The following is an 18,502-nucleotide window of genomic DNA, read 5'->3' on the forward strand; positions in this document are numbered from 1 at the left end:
CCTCTATGGGGAAAGCATGGAAAGCCGCCTGCGTCGCGTCTGCGTTGCGCCGATCACACCAACGCCCTGGCCGCTGTTCGGTTGACCTCGGACCACGCTTTCACCGGGCCTGTGCGGGCACGCCCGCGCCCGGTGCGGCATGCCCGCGGACGGGGCCTCGCCGCAGCAGCCTCCATGCCGCCTGCGCCGCGCTCAAGCCTTGGAGCGGCCCTCGTGCGATGACAGGGACTCGGCGCTGAGCGCCTCCATCACGTGCAGGTGCAGGCTGGGCTTCAGCGATTCGATCAGGGACTCCGACAGCTGCGGCGACAGGCGGATCAGCGTCTCCACCAGCGCACTGGGCAGCTCGTCGCGCAGCAGCCGGTCCAGGGCCTGCTGGAGGATGGCCTGCAGACGCTCCTCGCTGATGCCCGGCACATGCTCGCCGCCCTGGCGGACCGCATGCATGCCCGGATCCAGGGCCTGGGAGGTGGCCGGGGTGCCCGCAAGGCCCGCACTCGTGGGCACCGGGGTCGCGGGCATCGGCGCCATCGCCGCAGCAGCACCGGCTGCGGCCAGCATGTTCAGCACGGAGGCCGGCACCTCGACAGGCACCGCAGTCGACGACGGCAGGGCAACTTCCTGCGCAGGCTCGACAGCCGGTGCAGGTGCAGGTGCAGGTGCAAGTTCTGGCGCAAGCGCCACGGGCTCCACGGCGACGAGGGCGCTGGCCTCGAGGGCCTCGCCCGCCAGGGCCGTTGGCGCCGCCGTGGCCCTGGAAGCGGATGCAGCGGCCTCGGCCACCCCGTCATCGCCCACAGGCGGAATAAGCGCGGCCGCCGCCTGCGGCATAGGCACGCCTGGCTCGGCAGCCCACGGTGGCGGCGCGTCGAGCTCGGCGGCGGGCCAGGCGGCGTCGGCGCTGCCCACCGGCTCTCCGGCGAGCGAAGGGGGCAGTGCGAAGACGTCCAGCACCTGCGCATCCAGGGCAGGCGCCTGCACGGGGGCGACGTCGATGGACAGGTCGATGAAGGGCGTCTCGTCCAGCAGCGCGCTGCCCGATCGGGGCTGCACGACCTGCCAGGGCGTCATCACACCGCCAGCATCGGCGTGCTGCCCCGCAGCCTCGATGGCCCCGGACTCGTCGCCCCAGTCCAGGCTGATGGGCACCAGCTCCTCGTCACCTCGCCGGCCTGAGGGCCAGGCTTCGGTGCTCAGGTTCGAGACGGGCTTGGAGAGGCGCTGCTCATCCAGCACCTCGGTCAGGGTGGGCACCACGCGGGTGCCGGTCGAACTCATGCATTGACCTCGTGATGCTTGATGTCCAGACCCATCTCGCGATAGGCCTTGTAGCGGCGGCGGCCGGCCTGGACCTGCTCCGGCTCGCTCGACAGCACCTCCAGCACGCGATCCAGCGCTGCCACATCCGCCATGAAGTCGGCGCCCAGGTTGAGCACCGTGCGGCAATGGGGCGCGGCATCCTGGCGCTCGGCCAGCACGATGGGCGTGGCCTTCAGCAAGGCCTCGTCCACGTCACCGCGCAGCAGCAGGTGCGGCACGAAGTCGGTGGGCTCCTGCGTCCACAGGGCCGCATCCAGCCGCGACAGCAGCGAGGCAGGCCCCAGCACCAGGACCCGCGCCCCGCTGCCATAGGCCTTGCGCAGCAGGCGGGTGGCGAAATGCAGGCGGTCGGAGACACCCGTGTAGAAGCTCACTTCAGCGGCCATGCAGGCCTCCGTCGCGCTCTACGGACCGGGCCCGGCCGATGCCAAGCATGCCCACCGGCCTCCTCCGCTTCACTTGGCGTGCGACAGCACGAAATGCGTCAGCAGGCCCACGGGCCGGCCGGTGCCGCCCTTGGCGCCGCCGCTCTTCCAGGCCGTGCCAGCGATGTCCAGGTGGCCCCAGCGGTACTTGCTGGTGAAGCGCTTGAGGAACAGGGCTGCGGTGATGGAGCCACCGGCGCGCGAACCCACATTGGCCACGTCGGCGAAATTGCTCTTGAGGCCTTCCTCGTACTCTTCGTCCAGGGGCAAGCGCCAGCAGGGGTCCAGGGCCTGTTCACCGGCGGCCATCAGCTGGGCGGCGAGTTCGTCATCGCTGGCGTACATGCCCGAGCGCACCGCGCCCAGCGCGATCACGCAGGCACCGGTCAGGGTGGCCACGTCCACCACCACCGCGGGCTTGAAGCGCTCGGCGTAGGTCAGCGCATCGCACAGGATCAGGCGGCCTTCGGCATCGGTGTTCAGCACTTCGATGGTCTGGCCGGCCATGGACGTGACGACGTCACCCGGCTTCAGCGCCTTGCCGCTGGGCATGTTCTCGCAGGAGGGGATCAGCACGACCAGGTTCAGCTTGGGGCGGAGCTCGGCCACGGCGCGCAGGGTGCCCAGCACGCCGGCGGCACCGCCCATGTCGAACTTCATCTCGTCCATCTCGGCACCCGGCTTCAGCGAGATGCCGCCGGAGTCGAAGGTCAGGCCCTTGCCTACCAGCACCACGGGCGCCTGTGTCTTGGGCGCGCCTTCGTACTTGGCGACAATGAACTTCAGGGGCTCGTCCGAGCCCTGGGCGACCGACAGGAAGGAGCCCATGCCCAGCTTCTCGACGGCCTTCCTGTCCAGCACCTCGACCTTGATGCCATGGCTCTTGGCCAGGGCCTTGGCCTGCTCGGCCAGGAAGGTCGGCGTGGCGTAGTTGCCCGGGCGATTGCCGCATTCCTTGGCGAGTTCCACACCGGCGGCAATGGCCTGGCCGCGGTCCAGACCCAGCTTCACGGCCTTGGCCGCGGCCTTGTCGGCCAGCAGCGTGAGCTTGCTCAGGGCCGAGGCGGCGGGCGCGCTGGGCTTGGTGTGGCGGTAGGTGTAGACGGCGTCGGCGGCGGCCAGGGCGGTCTGCTCGGCCAGGGCCTCGTCCATGCCCTCGAAACCGAGGTAGATCACGGCGGCATGGGCGGCATTGCGGGCCTTGACCAGGCCCAGCGCGGCGGCCACGGCGGCCTTGGCGCTCTTGAGGCTGGCCTTGCCGGCGGCGGCCAGCACCAGGCGGGCGCTCTTCACGCCGGCGGCGCGCTGCACCAGCAGGGTCTTGCCGGCCTTGAGCTCGAAATCGCCGAGCTTGATGGCGTCCTTGGCCGCGTCGGCCACGGCCTTGTCCAGCTTGGCCGGCAGGGCCTCACCGGCGATCACGACGATCAGGGCGTCGGCATTGATGCCGGCCAGGGCGTCCAGGGACGCAGACTGAGTACGGAAGTCCATAATGCGGTGCAATTAGTAAAGTGCTCGGATGTTATTCGATTCCACCCTGAGGAAGGATCTGGCGCGCAGCTTTGGCGTGACCGTGATCGTCATCCTGACCGTCGTGCTCACCTATCTGCTGATCCGCACCCTGGGCCAGGCGGCGGGCGGCAGCGTGGCGCCGCAGGACGTCCTGCTGCTGCTGGGCTATACCAGCCTCGGCTACCTGCCCATCATCTTCAGCCTCGCGCTGTTCATCGCCATCGTGGCCTGCCTGGGCCGCATGTACCGTGAATCGGAGATGACCATCTGGTTCGCCAGCGGCGTGGGCCTGTCGCGCTTCGTGCAGCCCGTGCTGCGCATGACGGCGCCAGTGCTGGTGGCCGTGGCTGCCCTGCAGCTGCTGGTCTGGCCCTGGGGCAACCAGAACAGCGAGCAGCTGCGCGAGCGCTACGAGAAGCGCTCGGACCTCTCCCGTGTCTCGCCCGGCCAGTTCCAGACCTCGCGCGACGGCAGCCGCGTGTTCTTCATCGACCGCGACAGCCAGGACGGCAGCGTGGGCCGCAATGTCTTCATCCTGACCGAGCAGAAGGCGCAGGAATCGGTGACCACCGCCCACCGCGGTCAGATCGAGTTCCAGGGCAATGACCGCTTCCTGACGCTCGCGCAGGGCCAGCGCAACGAGATCGACAGGGACAGCGGGGACAAGACCCTCTCCCGCTTCGAGCACTACCGCGTGCTGATGGACACGCAGGTCGAGCGCGGTGACACCGAGCTACCGCCCAAGGCCACCATGACACTGGACCTGCTGCGCAAGCCCACGCCGCGCAACCTGGGCGAGCTCACCTGGCGCCTGGGCCTGGCACTGGGCGCCGTCAACCTGGTGCTGCTGGGCATCGGCCTGTCGGCCAGCAATCCGCGCCGTGCCAGCAACTGGAACCTGCTAGTTGCGCTGCTGAGCTACATCATCTACTACAACCTGATCAATCTGACCCAGACCTGGGTGGCCAACGAGCGCACCACCCTGCCCCGCGCCCTGCTGGCCCTGCATGGCAGCGCCTTCGTGCTGGCCCTCCTGCTGCTCTGGTGGCGGGACAACAGCAATCGCTTCTGCATGGCTCGCGGCGCGCGCAAGCTGAAGGAGTCGGGCGCATGAGGACGGTCCGCCGACTGCTCTACCGTGACATCGTCACCGCCGTGATCTTCGTGGCCGTGGCCTTCCTGTCGCTGTTCTTCTTCATCGGCTTCATCGAGGAGCTGGGCCGCGCCAGCAAGCTGGGCGGCGGCGCCATGCTGGCCAGCGTGCTGGCCCTGCTGGAGATGCCCTCGCACTTCTACGAGATCTTCCCCATCGCCGTGCTGATCGGCAGCATCTTCTCGCTGGCCCGCATGGCGCAGTCCAGCGAATTCACCATCCTGCGCACCGGCGGCCTGGGCCCCGGCCGCGCGCTGGGCCTTCTGGCCGTGCTGGCCGCCCTCTTCGGGACCCTCACCTTCGTGGTGGGCGACTACGTGGCGCCCTGGGCGGAGAAGAAGGCCGAGATGCTGCGCCGCGACCCGAAGGAAGCCGCTGCCGCGGGCACGCCGGGGGTCTGGCTCAAGGACAGGCAGTCCGGTCCCGAGGGCGAGCGCAGCTTCTCCATCAACGTCAAGTCGGCCACGGTCAGCGGCGAGCTCGGCGGCGTGCGCCTGTTCGAGTTCGACTCGCAGGGCCGCCTGCTGAGCCGCACGCAGGCCCAGCGCGCGCAGGTCGACAAGGACGGGCTCTGGCGCCTGTACGACGTCGAGCGCAGCCAGTGGACCAACGCAGAGAAAGGGCAGCGTGCCCGCGTCTGGGAAAGCCATCTGGACGAATGGGAATGGCATGGCGGCCTCAGCGCCAATGTGGTGAGCGCGGCCGTGCTGCCTCCGTGGTCGATGTCCACCCTGGAGCTGTACCGCTACACGCAGCACCTCTCGGCCCAGGCGCAGTCGGCTCAGCAGTACGACATCCAGTTCTGGCGCAAGGCCCTCTACCCGCTGGCCTGCTTCGTGATGGTGGCCCTGGCGCTGCCCTTTGCCTACCTGCATGGCCGCTCGGGCGGCATCAGCCTCAAGGTCTTCGGCGGCATCATGGGCGGTATCAGCTTCGTGCTGCTGAACAACCTGGCCGGCCACCTGGGCCTGCTCAAGCAATGGTCGCCCTGGGCCGTGGCATCCGCGCCCAGCCTGCTCTACCTCTGCATCTCGCTGGCCGCATTCGGCTGGCTGGTGCGCTACCGCTGATCTGCCCATGGATGGACTTCTCCTCTTTGCCCACGGCGCCCGCGACCCGCGCTGGGCCAGCCCCTTCGAGGCCGTGGCACGGCGCATTGCGCAACAACGCCCGGGCGTGGCGGTGGCCCTGGGCTTCCTCGAGTTCATGCAGCCCGACTTCGCCGGCGCCGTGGCGAGTCTGATCGACCAGGGCTGCACCCGCATCCACGTGATGCCCATGTTCCTGGGCAGCGGCGGCCATGTTCAGCGAGACCTTCCTGGCCTGGTGGATCAGCAGCGCGCCCTGCATGGCGAGCGCATCGAGTGGACGCTCCAGGCACCGCTGGGTGAGATCGCCAGCGTCATCGATGCCATGGCTGAGGCCTGCATGGCTCCGCTGGACGGCCCCCTCAGCAAGACCTGACCCCGGAGCCCTGCCGTGAACCTGCACCAGTTCAAGTTCGTCCAGGAAGCGGTGCGCCGCAATCTCAACCTCACCGAGACCGCCAAGGCGCTGTTCACCTCGCAGCCTGGCGTCTCCAAGGCCATCCTGGAGCTGGAGGAGGAGCTGGGGGTGGACATCTTCTCGCGCCACGGCAAGCGCCTGCGCCGCGTGACGGAGCCGGGCCTGCAGGTGCTCAAGTCCATCGAGATCATCATGCGCGAGGTCAACAACCTCAAGCGCATCGGCGAGGAGTACTCCAAGCAGGACGCCGGCAAGTTCATCATCGCCACCACCCACACGCAGGCGCGCTACGTGCTGCCCGCGCCGGTGGCCCAGCTGCGGCGGCAGTTCCCGCAGGTGCAGGTGAGCCTGCACCAGGGCAACCCCGAGCAGGTGGCACGCATGCTGCTGGACGAGACGGCCGATCTGGGCCTCGCCACGGAATCGCTGGCCGAGTTCGAGGACCTGGTCACCCTGCCCTGCTATGAATGGCAGCATGTGCTGGTGGTGCCGGCCCAGCATCCCCTGGCCCAGGTCGAGCGCCCGAGCCTGGAGCAGCTGGCGCAGGAGCCGCTGATCTCCTACCACCCCAGCTTCACGGGCCGCACGCGTATCGACAAGGCCTTCGCCGCACGCCGGTTGAGCCCGAACATCGTGCTCGAGGCCATCGACTCCGACGTCATCAAGACCTATGTGCGCCTGGGCATGGGCGTGGGCATCGTCGCCGAGATGGCGGTGCGGGACGATCCGCCCGGCGGCGACCTGGTGGCGCGGCCGCTGGGGCATGTCTTCGGCTTCAACACGGCCCGCGTCGCCTTCAAGCGCGGAGCCTTCCTGCGCAACTACGTGTACGCCTTCGCGGAGCTGCTGTCCGACCGCCTCAACCGCAGCCTGCTGCAGCGTGCCCTCAGCGGCGAAGCCAGCGACTACGACCTCTGACCGGGCGCGACCGCCGCCGCCCGCCTCCCATCATCGACATGAGCCAGACACCCGCGATCCAGTCCCGCCTGCCCCATGTGGGCACCACGATCTTCAGCATCATGTCCGCCCTCGCCCAGCAGCATGGCGCGGTCAACCTGGGCCAGGGCTTCCCGGATTTCGACTGCGATCCGGCCCTGGTCGAGGCCGTGCACCAGGCCATGCGAGCCGGGCACAACCAGTACCCGCCGATGAGCGGCGTGCCGGCCTTGCGCCAGGCAATCGCGGCCAAGATGGAGGCGCTGTACGGACATCGCTATGACTCGGACCGCGAGATCACCGTCACCGCCGGCGCCACCCAGGCCCTGCTGAGCGCGCTGCTGGCCATCGTGCATCCGGGTGACGAGGTCATCGTGCTGGAGCCCTGCTACGACGCCTACGGCCCGGCCATCGAGCTGGCCGGCGGCCGCGTGGTGCGGGTGAAGCTCAAGCCCGAGAGCTACCGCCCCGACCTGCCCGCCATCGCCGCCGCCCTGACGCCGCGCACGCGGGCCCTGATGATCAACACGCCGCACAACCCCAGCGGCCGCATCTGGCCGGCCGAGGACCTCCAGGCCCTGTCTGATCTGCTGGCCGGCACCGAGGTGCTGGTGATCAGCGACGAGGTCTACGAGCACATGGTGTTCGACGGCCAGCAGCACCAGAGCGCGGCCCGCTTTCCAGGCCTTGCGGCGCGCAGCTTCGTGGTCAGCAGCTTCGGCAAGACCTACCACGTGACCGGCTGGAAGGTGGGCTATGTGGCCGCGCCCGCGGCCCTGACGGCCGAGTTCCGCAAGATCCACCAGTTCAATGTGTTCACGGTCAACACGCCCATGCAGCACGGCCTCGCCGACTACCTGCGTGAAGCGCGCCATTACCTGGACCTGCCGGCCTTCTACCAGCGAAAGCGCGATCGCTTCCGCGAGGGGCTGGCCTTGACGCGCCTGCGCCTGCTGCCCTGCGAGGGCACCTACTTCCAGTGCGTGGATTACAGCGGCGTGAGTGCCGCTGAGGGGATGGCCCCGGAGGAATGCTGCCGCTGGCTCACGCAGGAGATCGGCGTGGCGGCCATCCCGCTGTCGGCCTTCTATGCGGAGCCGGGGGAGGACCGGCTGATCCGCTTCTGCTTCGCCAAGAAGGACGAGACCCTGCAGTCCGCCCTGGACAAGCTGCGGCGGCTCTGAGCCACCGCCCAGCCGGGGCTCAGCCCCGGGCGCTGTCCTTTGCGCTGTCCTTGGAGAGGTCCAGGTCCAGGTCCACAGGCCCGGCCGCAGGAGACGGCCCGCCCGCACGCTGGAAGGGCATGGTCGCCATCATGGAGGTGGGGCTGCCCTGACGGCTGGCGTCCAGGGGCAGGAAGAGGTCGATGTCCTCGCCGCGGACCTCGTGCTCGGAGATGTCCCGGGCAACGGCGTAGAGCATCAGGATGTCGCGGTAGGCCGCCAGGTCGAAGGCATGGCCGTCCGGGTCGCCATGGGCCAGCAGCGTCTGGATCAGCTGCATGGTCATGGCGGCATCGCGCCAGCTCTGCACGATCAGCTCGGTGGCCTGGGCATAGGCCAGCAGGCCCTCGCCCGCGGCGATGTCATCGCTCCACACGGGAGCCTGGGCGTGGAAACGCTCGCTGAACTCGCTGGCCACGCGCTCGAAGCCGGCCTGGTCCCCATGGCGCTGCAGGATCTCCAGCAGCTTGAGGTAGGGCAGCGCCGTGTGGCGGCCCTTCTCGTGCAGGCGCTGCGACAGCAGCTCCACGGCGGCCTCCTGCTGGCCCAGCACCATGAAGAAGTCGACCTGCTGCTCCAGGTCGATCAGCTCCTCGACGCTCACCCCTTCCGCGGCCGAGCGCTCAGGCAGGGCCTGCAGGGGCTGGAGATCGGTGTTGGCCTGCGGCATGTCCAGCAGCTGCAGGCTGACGGCGTCGGCGTCCTCGTCGGACTCGGGGGACGTGTGGGTGAAGGGCGCGGCCTCGGTGTCCTCATCCATGGAAGGAAGGTCGCTGTTGAGAAAGTCCTGGCCGGCGGCATCCTCATGGGCAGAGGACACCGGCTGCAGGGCACCGGCGCCGTCATTGATGGTGGGCGTGGGCCCGGCTTCGGCGGCCGGGGACTTGCCGGTGCGCCTTGCAGGCCGTGGACCGGCGTTCCCGCCGTCTGGCTCAGGCATGTGGGCCCACCACGCCTCATGCGAGGCGCGACGCAGGCTCTGCAACTGCATGAACAGCCAGGTGCAGGCCACCGCCAGCAGCAAGCTGATACCCGCCAGCATCAGCAGCCAGCTGCGATCATGACCCTGAGGCTGGCGCAGCTGCGCGGAGAGCTGCTTGAGCGTGTCCTGCACCTCGCGCGCCTCGGCGCGCATGCGGGCCAGCTCGGCCTCGAGCTGCTTCACCCGCTGCTGGGACTCCTGGCCTGCAGAGGATGCCGCCTCGGACGCCGCTGCAGCGGCCGGAGCCGCCGACAGCACCTCGGGCGCCTCCAGCTGCAGGCGGGGGGGCGCAGGCGTTGCAGGCGCCGATGCTGTGCCCCCGCGAGGCTCGGCCCGCGTCTGCGGATCCAGTCTGGAGGCGGCCCTGGGCTTGGTCCTGGCCGGCGACGCCGCGGCGCTGCGCGGTGCGGACGGCTTCGTGGCCGCCGCGTGGTCCGTCGGGGCTGCGGCGGGCGATGCCGTCGATCCGGCGGTCGATGCCGAGGTGCCGGCCCCCCCCTGCGCCGTCGCGGCCCTGCCGGACGCCAGCAGCTCACTGGCGCGGGAGCCCGGGGTGGCCAGCGCGGCGCGCAGGGCCGGGGAATAGAGCTCGTCGCCTTCCAGCAGGGCAGGCGGCGCGTCGCTGCGAGCGTTGCCGGAAGGGGGATCAATCAGGGCGGTGAACTGGCGTGTGTAGCGGGTCGGGCAGCCCAGGCTCAGGCTGACCGTGACCATGGGTTCGTCGATGGGCACCAGGCTGCTCACCCGCACCGCATTGACCTCGCCTTCCGTGCGGCCCAGCAACTGCACCTGGACCTGGTCCGAGGCCAGCCGTGACTCCCCCGCGACCAGCACCGCCCGCACGCATTCCGGATGCAGGGTCTCGCCAGGCAGCAGCTGCACCGGGAACACCAGCCTCAGCGGCTGAAACAGCGCCGAATGCGTCTGAGGGGCGCCGACGCTCAAGGCGGCAGCCGGCATCGTGAGCGAGAGGCCAAGGCCCAGCGCGGCCAGCCAGGGGCTCGCGCAACGTGGACCGGACGTCTCGGGCTTCGTGGTTCGGCGCATGCGACTTGTAAGTACTTTGCAACAGACTCTAGCACCAGCGGCGGGCTGACCAAGCACTGAATTGCCACGCTAGCACCGTGTTTCCGCGACGCTGCACGAATAGTTGACGCTTCATGGACAATCGGCCAGGAGCGCCCGGTCCAGGCCGGAATCACGTCGTACCGGGGCTGTCGCAGCCGTGACAAAGCATGAGTAGCACTGTTCTTACAATTTCCGAACGCAGCAATATCGAGTCGGGTTCGTGGTTTTCCAAGCTGTCCCTGCCCCTTCGCAACGACATCCTCTCCAGGGCCGTGGTGAAGCGGGTGCCGGACGGCACCATGCTCTCCTGCCGGGGCGAACCCGCCGAGGAATGGGTGGGGGTCGCCAAGGGCGCCGTGCGCATCAGCTCGGTGTCCCTGGCCGGCAAGCAGGTCTCGCTGACCTATGTCGAGCCTGGCACCTGGTTCGGCGACATCTCCCTCTTCGACGGCATGCCGCGCACCCACGATGCGGCGGCCCATGGCGAGACCACCCTGCTGGTGGTGCGCAAGCCCGACTTCAAGGACCTGCTGCAGCACCACACCGAGCTCTACGAAGCCCTGCTGCGCCTGAACTGCCGGCGCCTGCGCCTGATGTTCGATGCGGTGGAGGACCTCAACACGCGGCCGCTCGCGGCGCGCCTGGCCAAGCAGATCCTGCTGCTGGCGCGCTCCTACGGCATCGCGCAGGGCGAGGAGATCCGCATCGGCCTGCAGCTGGCCCAGGAAGACCTGGCCCAGCTGCTGGGCGCCTCGCGCCAGCGCGTGAACCAGGAGCTCAAGGGCTTCGAGCGCGATGGTGCGGTGCGCGTGGAACCCACGCGCCTTGTCGTGCTCAGCAAGGAAAAGCTGCTCGCCATCGCGGGGCGCTGATCGGGAAGGGAGGGTCAGGTCTTGCCCGAACCGCCTGCGGTCGGCGCCTGCCCCCTCTTCTTACCTTCCGATCGGACCCTCATGGACGCATTCACCGGCACCCGCCCTCCCTCACAGGCCATTGACGCGGAGCGCCTGGCCGCCTGGGCACAGGCCCAGGTGCCCGGCTTTGCCGGCCCGCTGCAGATCGAGCAGTTCAAGGGCGGGCAGTCCAACCCCACCTACAAGCTGATCACGCCCGGCGGCACCTACGTGATGCGGGCCAAGCCGGCGCCGGTGGCCAAGCTGCTGCCCTCGGCCCATGCCATCGAGCGTGAGTTCAAGGTCATGCAGGCCCTGGGCCAGACGGACGTACCCGTGCCGCGCATGCTGGCGCTGTGCGAGGACGAATCCGTCATCGGCCGCGCCTTCTACCTGATGGAGTTCGTGGAGGGCCGCGTGCTGTGGGACCAGGGCCTGCCGGGCATGACGCCCGCCGAGCGCGGCGCCCTCTATGACGAGATGAACCGCGTCATCGCCGCCCTGCACAGCGTGCGGCCCGAGACCGTGGGCCTGGCCGACTACGGCAAGCCGGGCAGCTATTTCGAGCGGCAGATCGGGCGCTGGAGCAAGCAGTACCTCGCCACCGTGACCCAGCCCATCCCGGCCATGGACGCGCTGATCGCCTGGCTCCCCGCGCACGTGCCCGAGGCCGCGCGCTCGGATGCGGAAGTCTCCATCGTGCATGGCGACTTCCGCATGGACAACCTGGTCTTCCACCCCACCGAGCCGCGCGTGCTGGCCATCCTCGACTGGGAGCTGTCCACGCTGGGCCACCCGATGGCCGACTTCAGCTATCACTGCATGTCCTGGCACATCCGCAAGGCTGGCGCCGCGCAGGGCCTGGCCGGGCTGGACCTGGCCGCGCTGGGCATTCCGTCCGAGGCCGACTACATCCGCCGCTACTGCGAGCGCACGGGCCGCAGCGATGTGGCCGCCGTGCAGCGCGACTGGAATTTCTACATGGCCTACAACCTGTTCCGCATCGCGGCCATCCTGCAGGGCATTGCCAAGCGGGTGGAGGATGGCACGGCCTCCAGCGATCGCGCCCGCGAGGCCGGCGCCGGTGCGCGGCCGCTGGCCGAGCTGGCCTGGCAGTTCGCGCAGAAGGCGGCCTGAAGGCCGGGTGGCGGACCGGGCCTGGTGCAGGCCCGCCGCCCTGCCCTCATTGCGAGGAATCGGGCTCCGGCAGGGTGCCGTGCATCGTGGTGCTGGAGGGCACGCTGGGCCAGGGGCTGGAATCGCCCAGGGCCTGGCTCACGCGCTCCGCGGCCTCGACGGCGATCTCGCAGAGCTTGAAGAGGGACTGCACGTCGTTGAGCCGCGGCTCCTCCATGGCCATGCGCAGGTACAGGTTGCCGCGCATGCTCATCAGCACGAAGGGCCGGCCGGGCGTCACCAGGTCCTGGGACACCCGCGCCAGTGCCTCGCTGAAGCGACCTTCGATCCACACATGCAGCAGCTCGCGCGCAATGCCCAGCACCCCGAACTGGGCGCGGACGATCTTGGAGCTGATCTGCGTGAGCTTGGGGAACATCACCAGCCAGCGCATTTCCTCGGGGGTGTCGGTGTCGACGCGGGTGCGCAGGGTGTCGGTGTAGGCCTCGAAGACGGCGCCCTCGAGCTGCTCCATCAGCTGCTGCTCGATCACCATCATCTGCAGGTCACCGTGCAGCCGGGCCTCGTAACGGATCCTCAGCTCATGGCCGGGGATGTAGGCCCGCTGCGAGGGCCCCCACTCGATGCGCACCGCACCGCCGGCGCGGCCGGGTGGCATGTCCAGGATGAAGCCCTGGCCCTCGTTCACGACCCGCAGCTGACCGCCGAGCGACTCCGCCCAGTCGGCGATGGGTTTCCAGCGTGCCGCGTTGGCGCGCGCCACGAACCAATGCTGAAGTTGTTTGATTACCATGGGCAGGCAGTGTGCATCCAAGGGCACCGCGATCGCGGCAGACAGGAGAGCGACGATGATCGACGTTTACACATGGGCAACGCCCAATGGCCACAAGGTCCACATCATGCTGGAGGAGTGTGCCCTGCCTTATCGCGTCATTCCAGTGGATATCGGCAGCGGTGCACAGTTTGAACAACACTTCCTGAAGATCAGCCCCAACAACAAGATCCCGGCCATCGTCGACCCCGACGGGCCCGACGGCCAGCCGATGTCGCTGTTCGAGTCCGGTGCCATTCTGCTCTATCTGGCGGGCAAGACCGGCCGCCTGCTGCCCGCCGATGTGCGCGGCAAGTACGAGGTCCTCCAGTGGCTGATGTTCCAGATGGGCTCGGTGGGCCCGATGCTGGGGCAGGCGCATCACTTCAGGCTCTATGCGCCGGAGAAGCTGCCCTACGCCATCGAGCGCTACACCAAGGAAGCGCAGCGCCTGTACGGCGTGATCAACCGCCGCCTGGCCTCGAGCACGTATCTGGGTGGCAAGGACTACAGCATCGCGGACATCGCGGTCTTCCCCTGGCTGCGCTCCTGGAAGAACCAGGGGGTGGAGCTGTCGGACTATCCACACCTCAAGGGCTGGTTCGACGAAATCGCCCGCAGGCCCGCCGTGCAACGCGGACTCGAGGTGCTGGCCGACCAGCGCCGGCCCCTCACCACCGACAAGGCGCGCGAGGTGCTGTTCGGCCAGCAGCCAGGCGGCCCGCGGCGGGCGGGCCGCTGAACGGCCACCGCCGGTAGCTCGGATCGTGAATGGGGAGGCTCAGCCGCTGAGCCAGGCCGGGGTCAGGCCTTGATGTCCAGCAGCGCGCCTTCGGCCCGCACCTGGGTCTGCAGCACTTTCAGGTTTGCCACGAAGGCGTAGGTGGCCGAGCGCTGCTCGACGATTTCCTTCTCGACCTGCACGGAAGTCGTGGCATTGGTCGCCTCGCGCGTGAGGGTGTCGGACTGTTTCTGGTCCTGCCCTTCCATGGACTCCGGGCGCTTGGCTGCGGAGGCCAGGTTTTCGGAACTGGCGCGCAGGCGCTCGTTCGCCGCGGACATGCCGGAAAGCGCCGTGCTCAAGCTGATGGCCATGAAGAATCTCCGAAAGATGGACCGTGATTGGCCGCCTTTTCGACCGATCACGACGGAACTTTAGCCCTCCTGGTGAAAAAAAGTGAGGAAATGGCGCAGCGGGCCGCCTCCAGCCCAGGAAATCACGGTGTTTCGCCGAATTTCACCGGCCGCAGGCCCGAAAAAAAGCCCGCCGGGGCGGGCTCTGTCGGGAGCGGCCGGGGCTCAGCCCGCCAGTTCCTCGAAGGTGCCGGCCGGCACGTAGACGCGCACGCTGTCCCCGCCCGCCGCCTTGGCTTCGGTGCAGGCCAGGGCCGCCGCGCCCAGCACGGCATCGACCGTCTCCAGGGTCGGCTGCAGCTGCACCACACCCACGCAGGCCTTGACCCGTGTGCGGTGCAGGCCCCAGCGCAGGCGGTAGGCGGCGATGGAGGAGCGGACCTTGTCGGCGACGATCTGAGCGTAATGCTGGTCGCAGTCCGGCAGCAGGACGGCGAAATGGTCGTTCTCCAGCCGCGCCACGAGGTCCGAGGCCCGCACCTTGGTCACCAGCATCTGGCCGAGTCCGTAGAGGAAATGGTCGGCCACCTCGGTGCCCATGCCGTGCACGACTTCGCTGAACTTGTCGACGTCCACCCACAGCACCGAGACGGGCTCGTGGCGGCGGCTGCCCACATGCTCGGACAGGCGGCGCTCGAATTCACGCCGGTTGGCCAGCTCGGTCAGCACATCATGCTTGGCCGTCCAGGTGGGTTGCATGCGCAGCTGGCGGGCAGCGGTAACGTCCTCGATGATCCACAAGGCCTCCCCGGCCGGCTTGTCCCAGTGCACGGGCGTGGCCTGCAGCCGGCCCCAGAAGCGGGAGCCGTCGCGGCGCACGTGCTCGATCTCCTCGTCCAGCGGCCGCCCCGCACCGAAGGCTGCGCCCATGCGCTCCATGAGGCCCTGGTGGGACAGGTCAGACACAAAGATGCCGCGTGTGGGCTGCTGGCAGAGGTCGGTGTCGTCCCCGTGGCCGAACAGGTGGTTGAACTGCTCGCTGACCACCTGGAAAGTGCCCTGGTCGACAAAGCACAGCGCGCTGGGCGCTCGCACCATGAGGGCGCGCATGCGGGCGGCGGTCGCATCGTTCGTGGGGGAGCCAGGGGCCTGGGCCTCGTTCGTGGCGTGCATCAGCTTCTCCTTGGGGCGCCCTGCCCGATCGCAGGCGCGTACCCCTCAGGTGTAACGCTTTTGCCTGGCGATGGAAAGTCCGATGAAGCCCGATTCCGCCGGACAGTTGCGCTTGCGCAGAAGGCACACCGCCGCCTCAGCGGCAGGCGTCCGGATCGGGACGGGCGTGGCGCTCGCGGTCCTTGGCATCGGGCGGGCCGCCGTGGTCGTGCAGCACACGCCATTCACCGTCCGCTTCCTTGCGCCAGATCGAATAGAAACGCCCGATCAGCGCACCGTCGGCCCCAAAGACAGGCCCGCTGGTATGTGCCAGCCGGCCCGGCTCCAGCAGCTCGGCCCGGTCCGGGTACCAGCTGAAGGGGGCGGCGGCTTCGGCGTAGAAACGCTGCCAGAACCCGCGGACGGCCTCCCTGCCCTTCAGCGGCGTGGGGCCGCTGTGAAAAAGGGCCTGCTCCGACACGAAGCTGGCAAAGGCCTGCAAATCGCGGTCAGCCATGGTGGCGGCAAAAGCGCATTCGCGGCGCCAGACCTCGGCGTCCGCGGAGGCCGGCGGCGCGGCCTGGGCTGGCATGATTGCGGCCATCAGGCCGATCAGGACGCCAAGACGCAGGGTGGGGGCAGTCGCTGGCCTCATGGGCACACTCCCGGGAGCGAGTTCATGACAGGCGCCGATCATTCCATGGCAGGTGCCGGCGGGGCATCGCCTGGAAGTCATGGGCAGGGAATGTCCGCAATGGCCTGCCCGGAGGGACTCGAACCCCCGACCTGCTGCTTAGAAGGCAGCTGCTCTATCCAGTTGAGCTACGGGCAGAAACTTGAATGTGGAGATGCACGCCGAGTCTCCCGACTCGGCGTGCATCAGCAGGCCAGAATTGTGCCATGCGCGGCCGGCCTTCGCGCCGGCCCGGGGGCTCAGATCAGCACGTTGAGCAGGGCATTGCCGATGCCCATCAGCGCGGCGCCGGAGATGAGGCCGGCACAGATGGGCTCGGCACCCTCGACCCAGCGGCGGTAGCCGGCGCTCTTGGGGTCGGCCTCGTTGCGCTTGTGCATGATCCAGAACAGCAGCGCGCCCATGAACATGCAGATCACCGAATCAGGCGGCAGCACCACGCCCAGGCCGATGGAGACCGAGGACAGCGGGAAGCGGCCGCGCGTGCGGATGCGCAGCACCTCGATGACCACGGCAGTGACGGCGGCCACGGCCATGGAGATCAGCGCGGAGGTGGGCAGTTGGCTGATGCCCTTGGCGATCAGCTCGGCCACGCCCTTCCATTGCAGCGCGGCCGGGAAGGCGAACTGGTCGCTGACGATGGTGGCGGCGCTGCGCACGCCGTTGGCGTCAGGCGGCAGGAAGAGCAGGAAGAACAGCGGCACGGCCGACAGCGTGCCCGCCAGGATGCCGATGATGTGGCCCACGGCCTGGTGGCGCGGCTTGCCGCCCAGCATGTAGCCGGGCTTGATGTCAGAAAGGAGGTTGGAGGCATTGGACGCGATGTCCGAGGTCATGGTCGCCGGCAGCAGGTTGGAGGCCGGATTGCTGCGGTCCAGGGCACCCACCGTGAACTGGGTGATCTTGGACAGCGCGCCCGTGGGCGTCCACGAGGTCAGGGCCATGGCATTGGCGCAGATCACGGTCAGCACCACGATCAGGGGCAGGGAGATCAGGCCCAGCAGCCAGGGCACGCCGAAGAAGGTGTGGGTCAGCCACACGCTGAGGGCGCCCAGCACGGGCACGCCAACGTAGGACAGCCACAGGGGCATCTCGATGTCACGCAGCAGGTCGGGGCCTTCGCTGGCCTTGTCGACCTTGGACTTGCGCTTGAAGAGGCTGGTGATCAGCTCCGGCTTGGCCAGCAGGCCCACCAGGGCGCCCACCACCATCATGGTCACGGCCCACCACAGCGACCACTGGTTGACGATCTCGGTCCGCCCCAGGGGCACGACAGAGCCGTCCAGGCGCACGCGCGGCGCGATGTCGCCCATCTGGATCATCAACGGCGCCAGCACGCCGAAGTTCAGCAGCGCACCGATCAGGCAGCTGGTGGCCACGGCCATGCCCATGAGACCGCCCACGCCCAGCATGGCCATGTCCAGGGTCAGGCGCAGGCCCAGCACGCGCAGGTCGGTGCCCAGGATCTTGGGGATCCAGGCCTCAGCCTTGGTAGCCCAGGCGTAGTAGTAGTGGTCCAGCTTCTCGTGAAGGTACCAGGGCTCCTTCATGCCGGCCCACTGGTCCATGCGCAGGATCTTGAACTGGATCAGCTTCATCCAGCCGTCGCTGACCAGCGCCTGGTAGACGGCCGCGATGCCCGCCACCTTGCCCAGCAGACGCGCCTTGTACAGCCCTTCGGCGCCATCGCCGGAATACAGCGAGTCCAGCACCACGCCGCAGGCACGGCCTTCAGGGAAAGGCAGCTGGTCCTCGTTGATGAAGCGACGCTTCATCGGGAAGGCCACGAGCACACCCAGCACCGACACGACGATCAGCCAGACCATCAGCTGCCACCAGGGGATGATGTGGCCGGTCATCATCATGTAGGCCGGCAGGCCGGCGATCAGCGGCATCACCGTGTAACCCGCCGCGGTGGCGATGGACTGGGTGCAGTTGTTCTCCAGCACGCTGAAGTCGCGGGCCATGCCGGCATTGGAAAGCGACTTGAACAGCGCAAAGGCCAGGATCACCGAGGTCAGGCCCACGCCGATGCCCACGCCGGTCTTGGCACCGATGTACAGCGCGGTCGCCGTCAGCACCAGGCCCAGGAGGAAGCCCGTCAGTGCGGAGCGCAGCGTCAGCTGCGGCATGTCCTTCTGGAAGACGTTGTTGAACCACCAGGCGTCTTTCTCTGCCCGGCTCCAGCTGCGAATCTGCTCGTCGCTGAGATGTTGAATGGCCATGCTGTTCTTGATGATGGACGTCGGCAAGCCGACTGAGCAGCTGCAGGCGCTCGTGGCGCCCAGCCGCAAAGGTGCGCGGATTGTGTCAGCCGCCTTCGCGCCGCAACCAGGGGGTTGTCCAGTAGGGGCCGGCCCTGGAAACGGCGGGAAGGCCTGGAAGCAGTCCGCTTGTTGACCCAGGCCAAGTCCCGAAAGAAAGGGCCTGGCCGGCGTTCCTCAAAAAGCAAAAACCCGCCGCGGCGGGGCCGGGGCGGGTTTGCGGGCATGCATGGAACATGCAGCAGATTCAATGGTCGGGGCGGCGGGATTCGAACTCGCGACCCTCTGCTCCCAAAGCAGATGCGCTACCAGGCTGCGCTACGCCCCGACGAAGCCTTGCATTCTAACCCGG

Annotated in this window: 17 protein-coding genes and 2 tRNA genes; 8 read left to right on the plus strand and 11 right to left on the minus strand. The window is 68.5% G+C overall.

The window, feature by feature from the left end:
- Window positions 1–192 precede the first annotated feature (192 nt).
- The 3 genes from ABDJ40_RS12075 to ABDJ40_RS12085 all read right to left on the minus strand — a co-directional run bounded on the left by ABDJ40_RS12075 (window position 193) and on the right by ABDJ40_RS12085 (window position 3,236).
- On the minus strand, window positions 193–1,278 hold the full coding sequence (locus tag ABDJ40_RS12075; RefSeq protein WP_347610000.1) for a hypothetical protein: 1,086 nt from the start codon (window positions 1,276–1,278) through the stop codon (window positions 193–195).
- The gene (locus ABDJ40_RS12080; protein WP_347610002.1) at window positions 1,275–1,706 is read right to left on the minus strand and encodes a DNA polymerase III subunit chi; all 432 of its coding nucleotides are present in this window, start codon (window positions 1,704–1,706) and stop codon (window positions 1,275–1,277) included. The genes ABDJ40_RS12075 and ABDJ40_RS12080 overlap by 4 nt, the downstream gene beginning before the upstream one ends.
- A gap of 69 nt (window positions 1,707–1,775) precedes the next feature.
- A complete protein-coding gene (locus ABDJ40_RS12085) occupies window positions 1,776–3,236 on the minus strand; it encodes a leucyl aminopeptidase (protein WP_347610004.1) in 1,461 nt (486 codons plus the stop codon).
- A 28-nt stretch (window positions 3,237–3,264) separates the two neighbouring features.
- Here ABDJ40_RS12085 and lptF point away from each other — a divergent pair, with 28 nt between their 5' ends.
- Genes lptF through ABDJ40_RS12110 form a run of 5 tightly spaced genes read left to right on the plus strand, consistent with a single transcriptional unit; the run spans window position 3,265 to window position 8,036 of the window.
- Entirely contained in the window at window positions 3,265–4,371 is a 1,107-nt protein-coding gene (gene lptF / locus ABDJ40_RS12090) for an LPS export ABC transporter permease LptF (RefSeq protein WP_347610006.1), read from the plus strand.
- On the plus strand, window positions 4,368–5,480 hold the full coding sequence (gene lptG / locus ABDJ40_RS12095; protein WP_347610008.1) for an LPS export ABC transporter permease LptG: 1,113 nt from the start codon (window positions 4,368–4,370) through the stop codon (window positions 5,478–5,480). The genes lptF and lptG overlap by 4 nt, the downstream gene beginning before the upstream one ends.
- A gap of 7 nt (window positions 5,481–5,487) precedes the next feature.
- A complete protein-coding gene (locus tag ABDJ40_RS12100) occupies window positions 5,488–5,874 on the plus strand; it encodes a sirohydrochlorin chelatase (protein ID WP_347610010.1) in 387 nt (128 codons plus the stop codon).
- A gap of 15 nt (window positions 5,875–5,889) precedes the next feature.
- Window positions 5,890–6,834 carry a CysB family HTH-type transcriptional regulator gene (locus ABDJ40_RS12105; protein ID WP_347610012.1) on the plus strand — a complete coding sequence of 315 codons (945 nt, stop codon included), beginning with the start codon at window positions 5,890–5,892 and terminating at the stop codon, window positions 6,832–6,834.
- A 38-nt stretch (window positions 6,835–6,872) separates the two neighbouring features.
- A complete protein-coding gene (locus ABDJ40_RS12110; RefSeq protein WP_347610014.1) occupies window positions 6,873–8,036 on the plus strand; it encodes a pyridoxal phosphate-dependent aminotransferase in 1,164 nt (387 codons plus the stop codon).
- A gap of 19 nt (window positions 8,037–8,055) precedes the next feature.
- On the opposite strand, the gene ABDJ40_RS12115 is transcribed toward ABDJ40_RS12110, so the two are convergent.
- The gene (locus ABDJ40_RS12115) at window positions 8,056–10,104 is read right to left on the minus strand and encodes a type IV pilus assembly protein FimV (protein ID WP_347610016.1); all 2,049 of its coding nucleotides are present in this window, start codon (window positions 10,102–10,104) and stop codon (window positions 8,056–8,058) included.
- Window positions 10,105–10,292: 188 nt separating this feature from the next.
- Between ABDJ40_RS12115 and ABDJ40_RS12120 the strand changes: the two genes are divergently transcribed.
- Both ABDJ40_RS12120 and ABDJ40_RS12125 read left to right on the plus strand, forming a co-directional pair.
- Window positions 10,293–10,997, plus strand: coding sequence for a Crp/Fnr family transcriptional regulator (locus ABDJ40_RS12120; protein ID WP_269632774.1), 705 nt, complete (start codon window positions 10,293–10,295; stop codon window positions 10,995–10,997).
- An 81-nt stretch (window positions 10,998–11,078) separates the two neighbouring features.
- Complete coding sequence (locus ABDJ40_RS12125) at window positions 11,079–12,155, plus strand: phosphotransferase (RefSeq protein ID WP_269632773.1); 1,077 nt, start codon at window positions 11,079–11,081, stop codon at window positions 12,153–12,155.
- Between the two features lie 46 nt (window positions 12,156–12,201).
- Here the strand turns inward: ABDJ40_RS12125 and ABDJ40_RS12130 are convergent, their stop codons facing one another.
- On the minus strand, window positions 12,202–12,948 hold the full coding sequence (locus tag ABDJ40_RS12130) for a hypothetical protein (RefSeq protein WP_347610019.1): 747 nt from the start codon (window positions 12,946–12,948) through the stop codon (window positions 12,202–12,204).
- 55 nt (window positions 12,949–13,003) lie between these two features.
- Between ABDJ40_RS12130 and ABDJ40_RS12135 the strand changes: the two genes are divergently transcribed.
- Entirely contained in the window at window positions 13,004–13,708 is a 705-nt protein-coding gene (locus tag ABDJ40_RS12135) for a glutathione binding-like protein (protein ID WP_347610021.1), read from the plus strand.
- 62 nt (window positions 13,709–13,770) lie between these two features.
- On the opposite strand, the gene ABDJ40_RS12140 is transcribed toward ABDJ40_RS12135, so the two are convergent.
- From ABDJ40_RS12140 to ABDJ40_RS12165, 6 genes are all read right to left on the minus strand, one after another.
- Window positions 13,771–14,061, minus strand: coding sequence for a flagellar basal body rod protein (locus ABDJ40_RS12140; protein ID WP_269632770.1), 291 nt, complete (start codon window positions 14,059–14,061; stop codon window positions 13,771–13,773).
- Window positions 14,062–14,265: 204 nt separating this feature from the next.
- Window positions 14,266–15,213 (minus strand): GGDEF domain-containing protein, encoded by a 948-nt coding sequence (locus ABDJ40_RS12145; protein WP_269632769.1) that lies wholly within the window; start codon window positions 15,211–15,213, stop codon window positions 14,266–14,268.
- Window positions 15,214–15,349: 136 nt separating this feature from the next.
- Entirely contained in the window at window positions 15,350–15,847 is a 498-nt protein-coding gene (locus ABDJ40_RS12150) for a YybH family protein (protein ID WP_347610024.1), read from the minus strand.
- 100 nt (window positions 15,848–15,947) lie between these two features.
- Window positions 15,948–16,024, minus strand: a tRNA-Arg gene (locus ABDJ40_RS12155).
- Window positions 16,025–16,125: 101 nt separating this feature from the next.
- Window positions 16,126–18,111 carry an OPT family oligopeptide transporter gene (locus ABDJ40_RS12160; RefSeq protein ID WP_347610026.1) on the minus strand — a complete coding sequence of 662 codons (1,986 nt, stop codon included), beginning with the start codon at window positions 18,109–18,111 and terminating at the stop codon, window positions 16,126–16,128.
- A 290-nt stretch (window positions 18,112–18,401) separates the two neighbouring features.
- A tRNA-Pro gene (locus ABDJ40_RS12165) sits at window positions 18,402–18,478 on the minus strand.
- Window positions 18,479–18,502 lie beyond the last annotated feature (24 nt).

Origin of the sequence: Roseateles flavus, from assembly GCF_039872765.1 — a bacterium.
Lineage (GTDB): Bacteria > Pseudomonadota > Gammaproteobacteria > Burkholderiales > Burkholderiaceae_C > Roseateles_B > Roseateles_B flavus.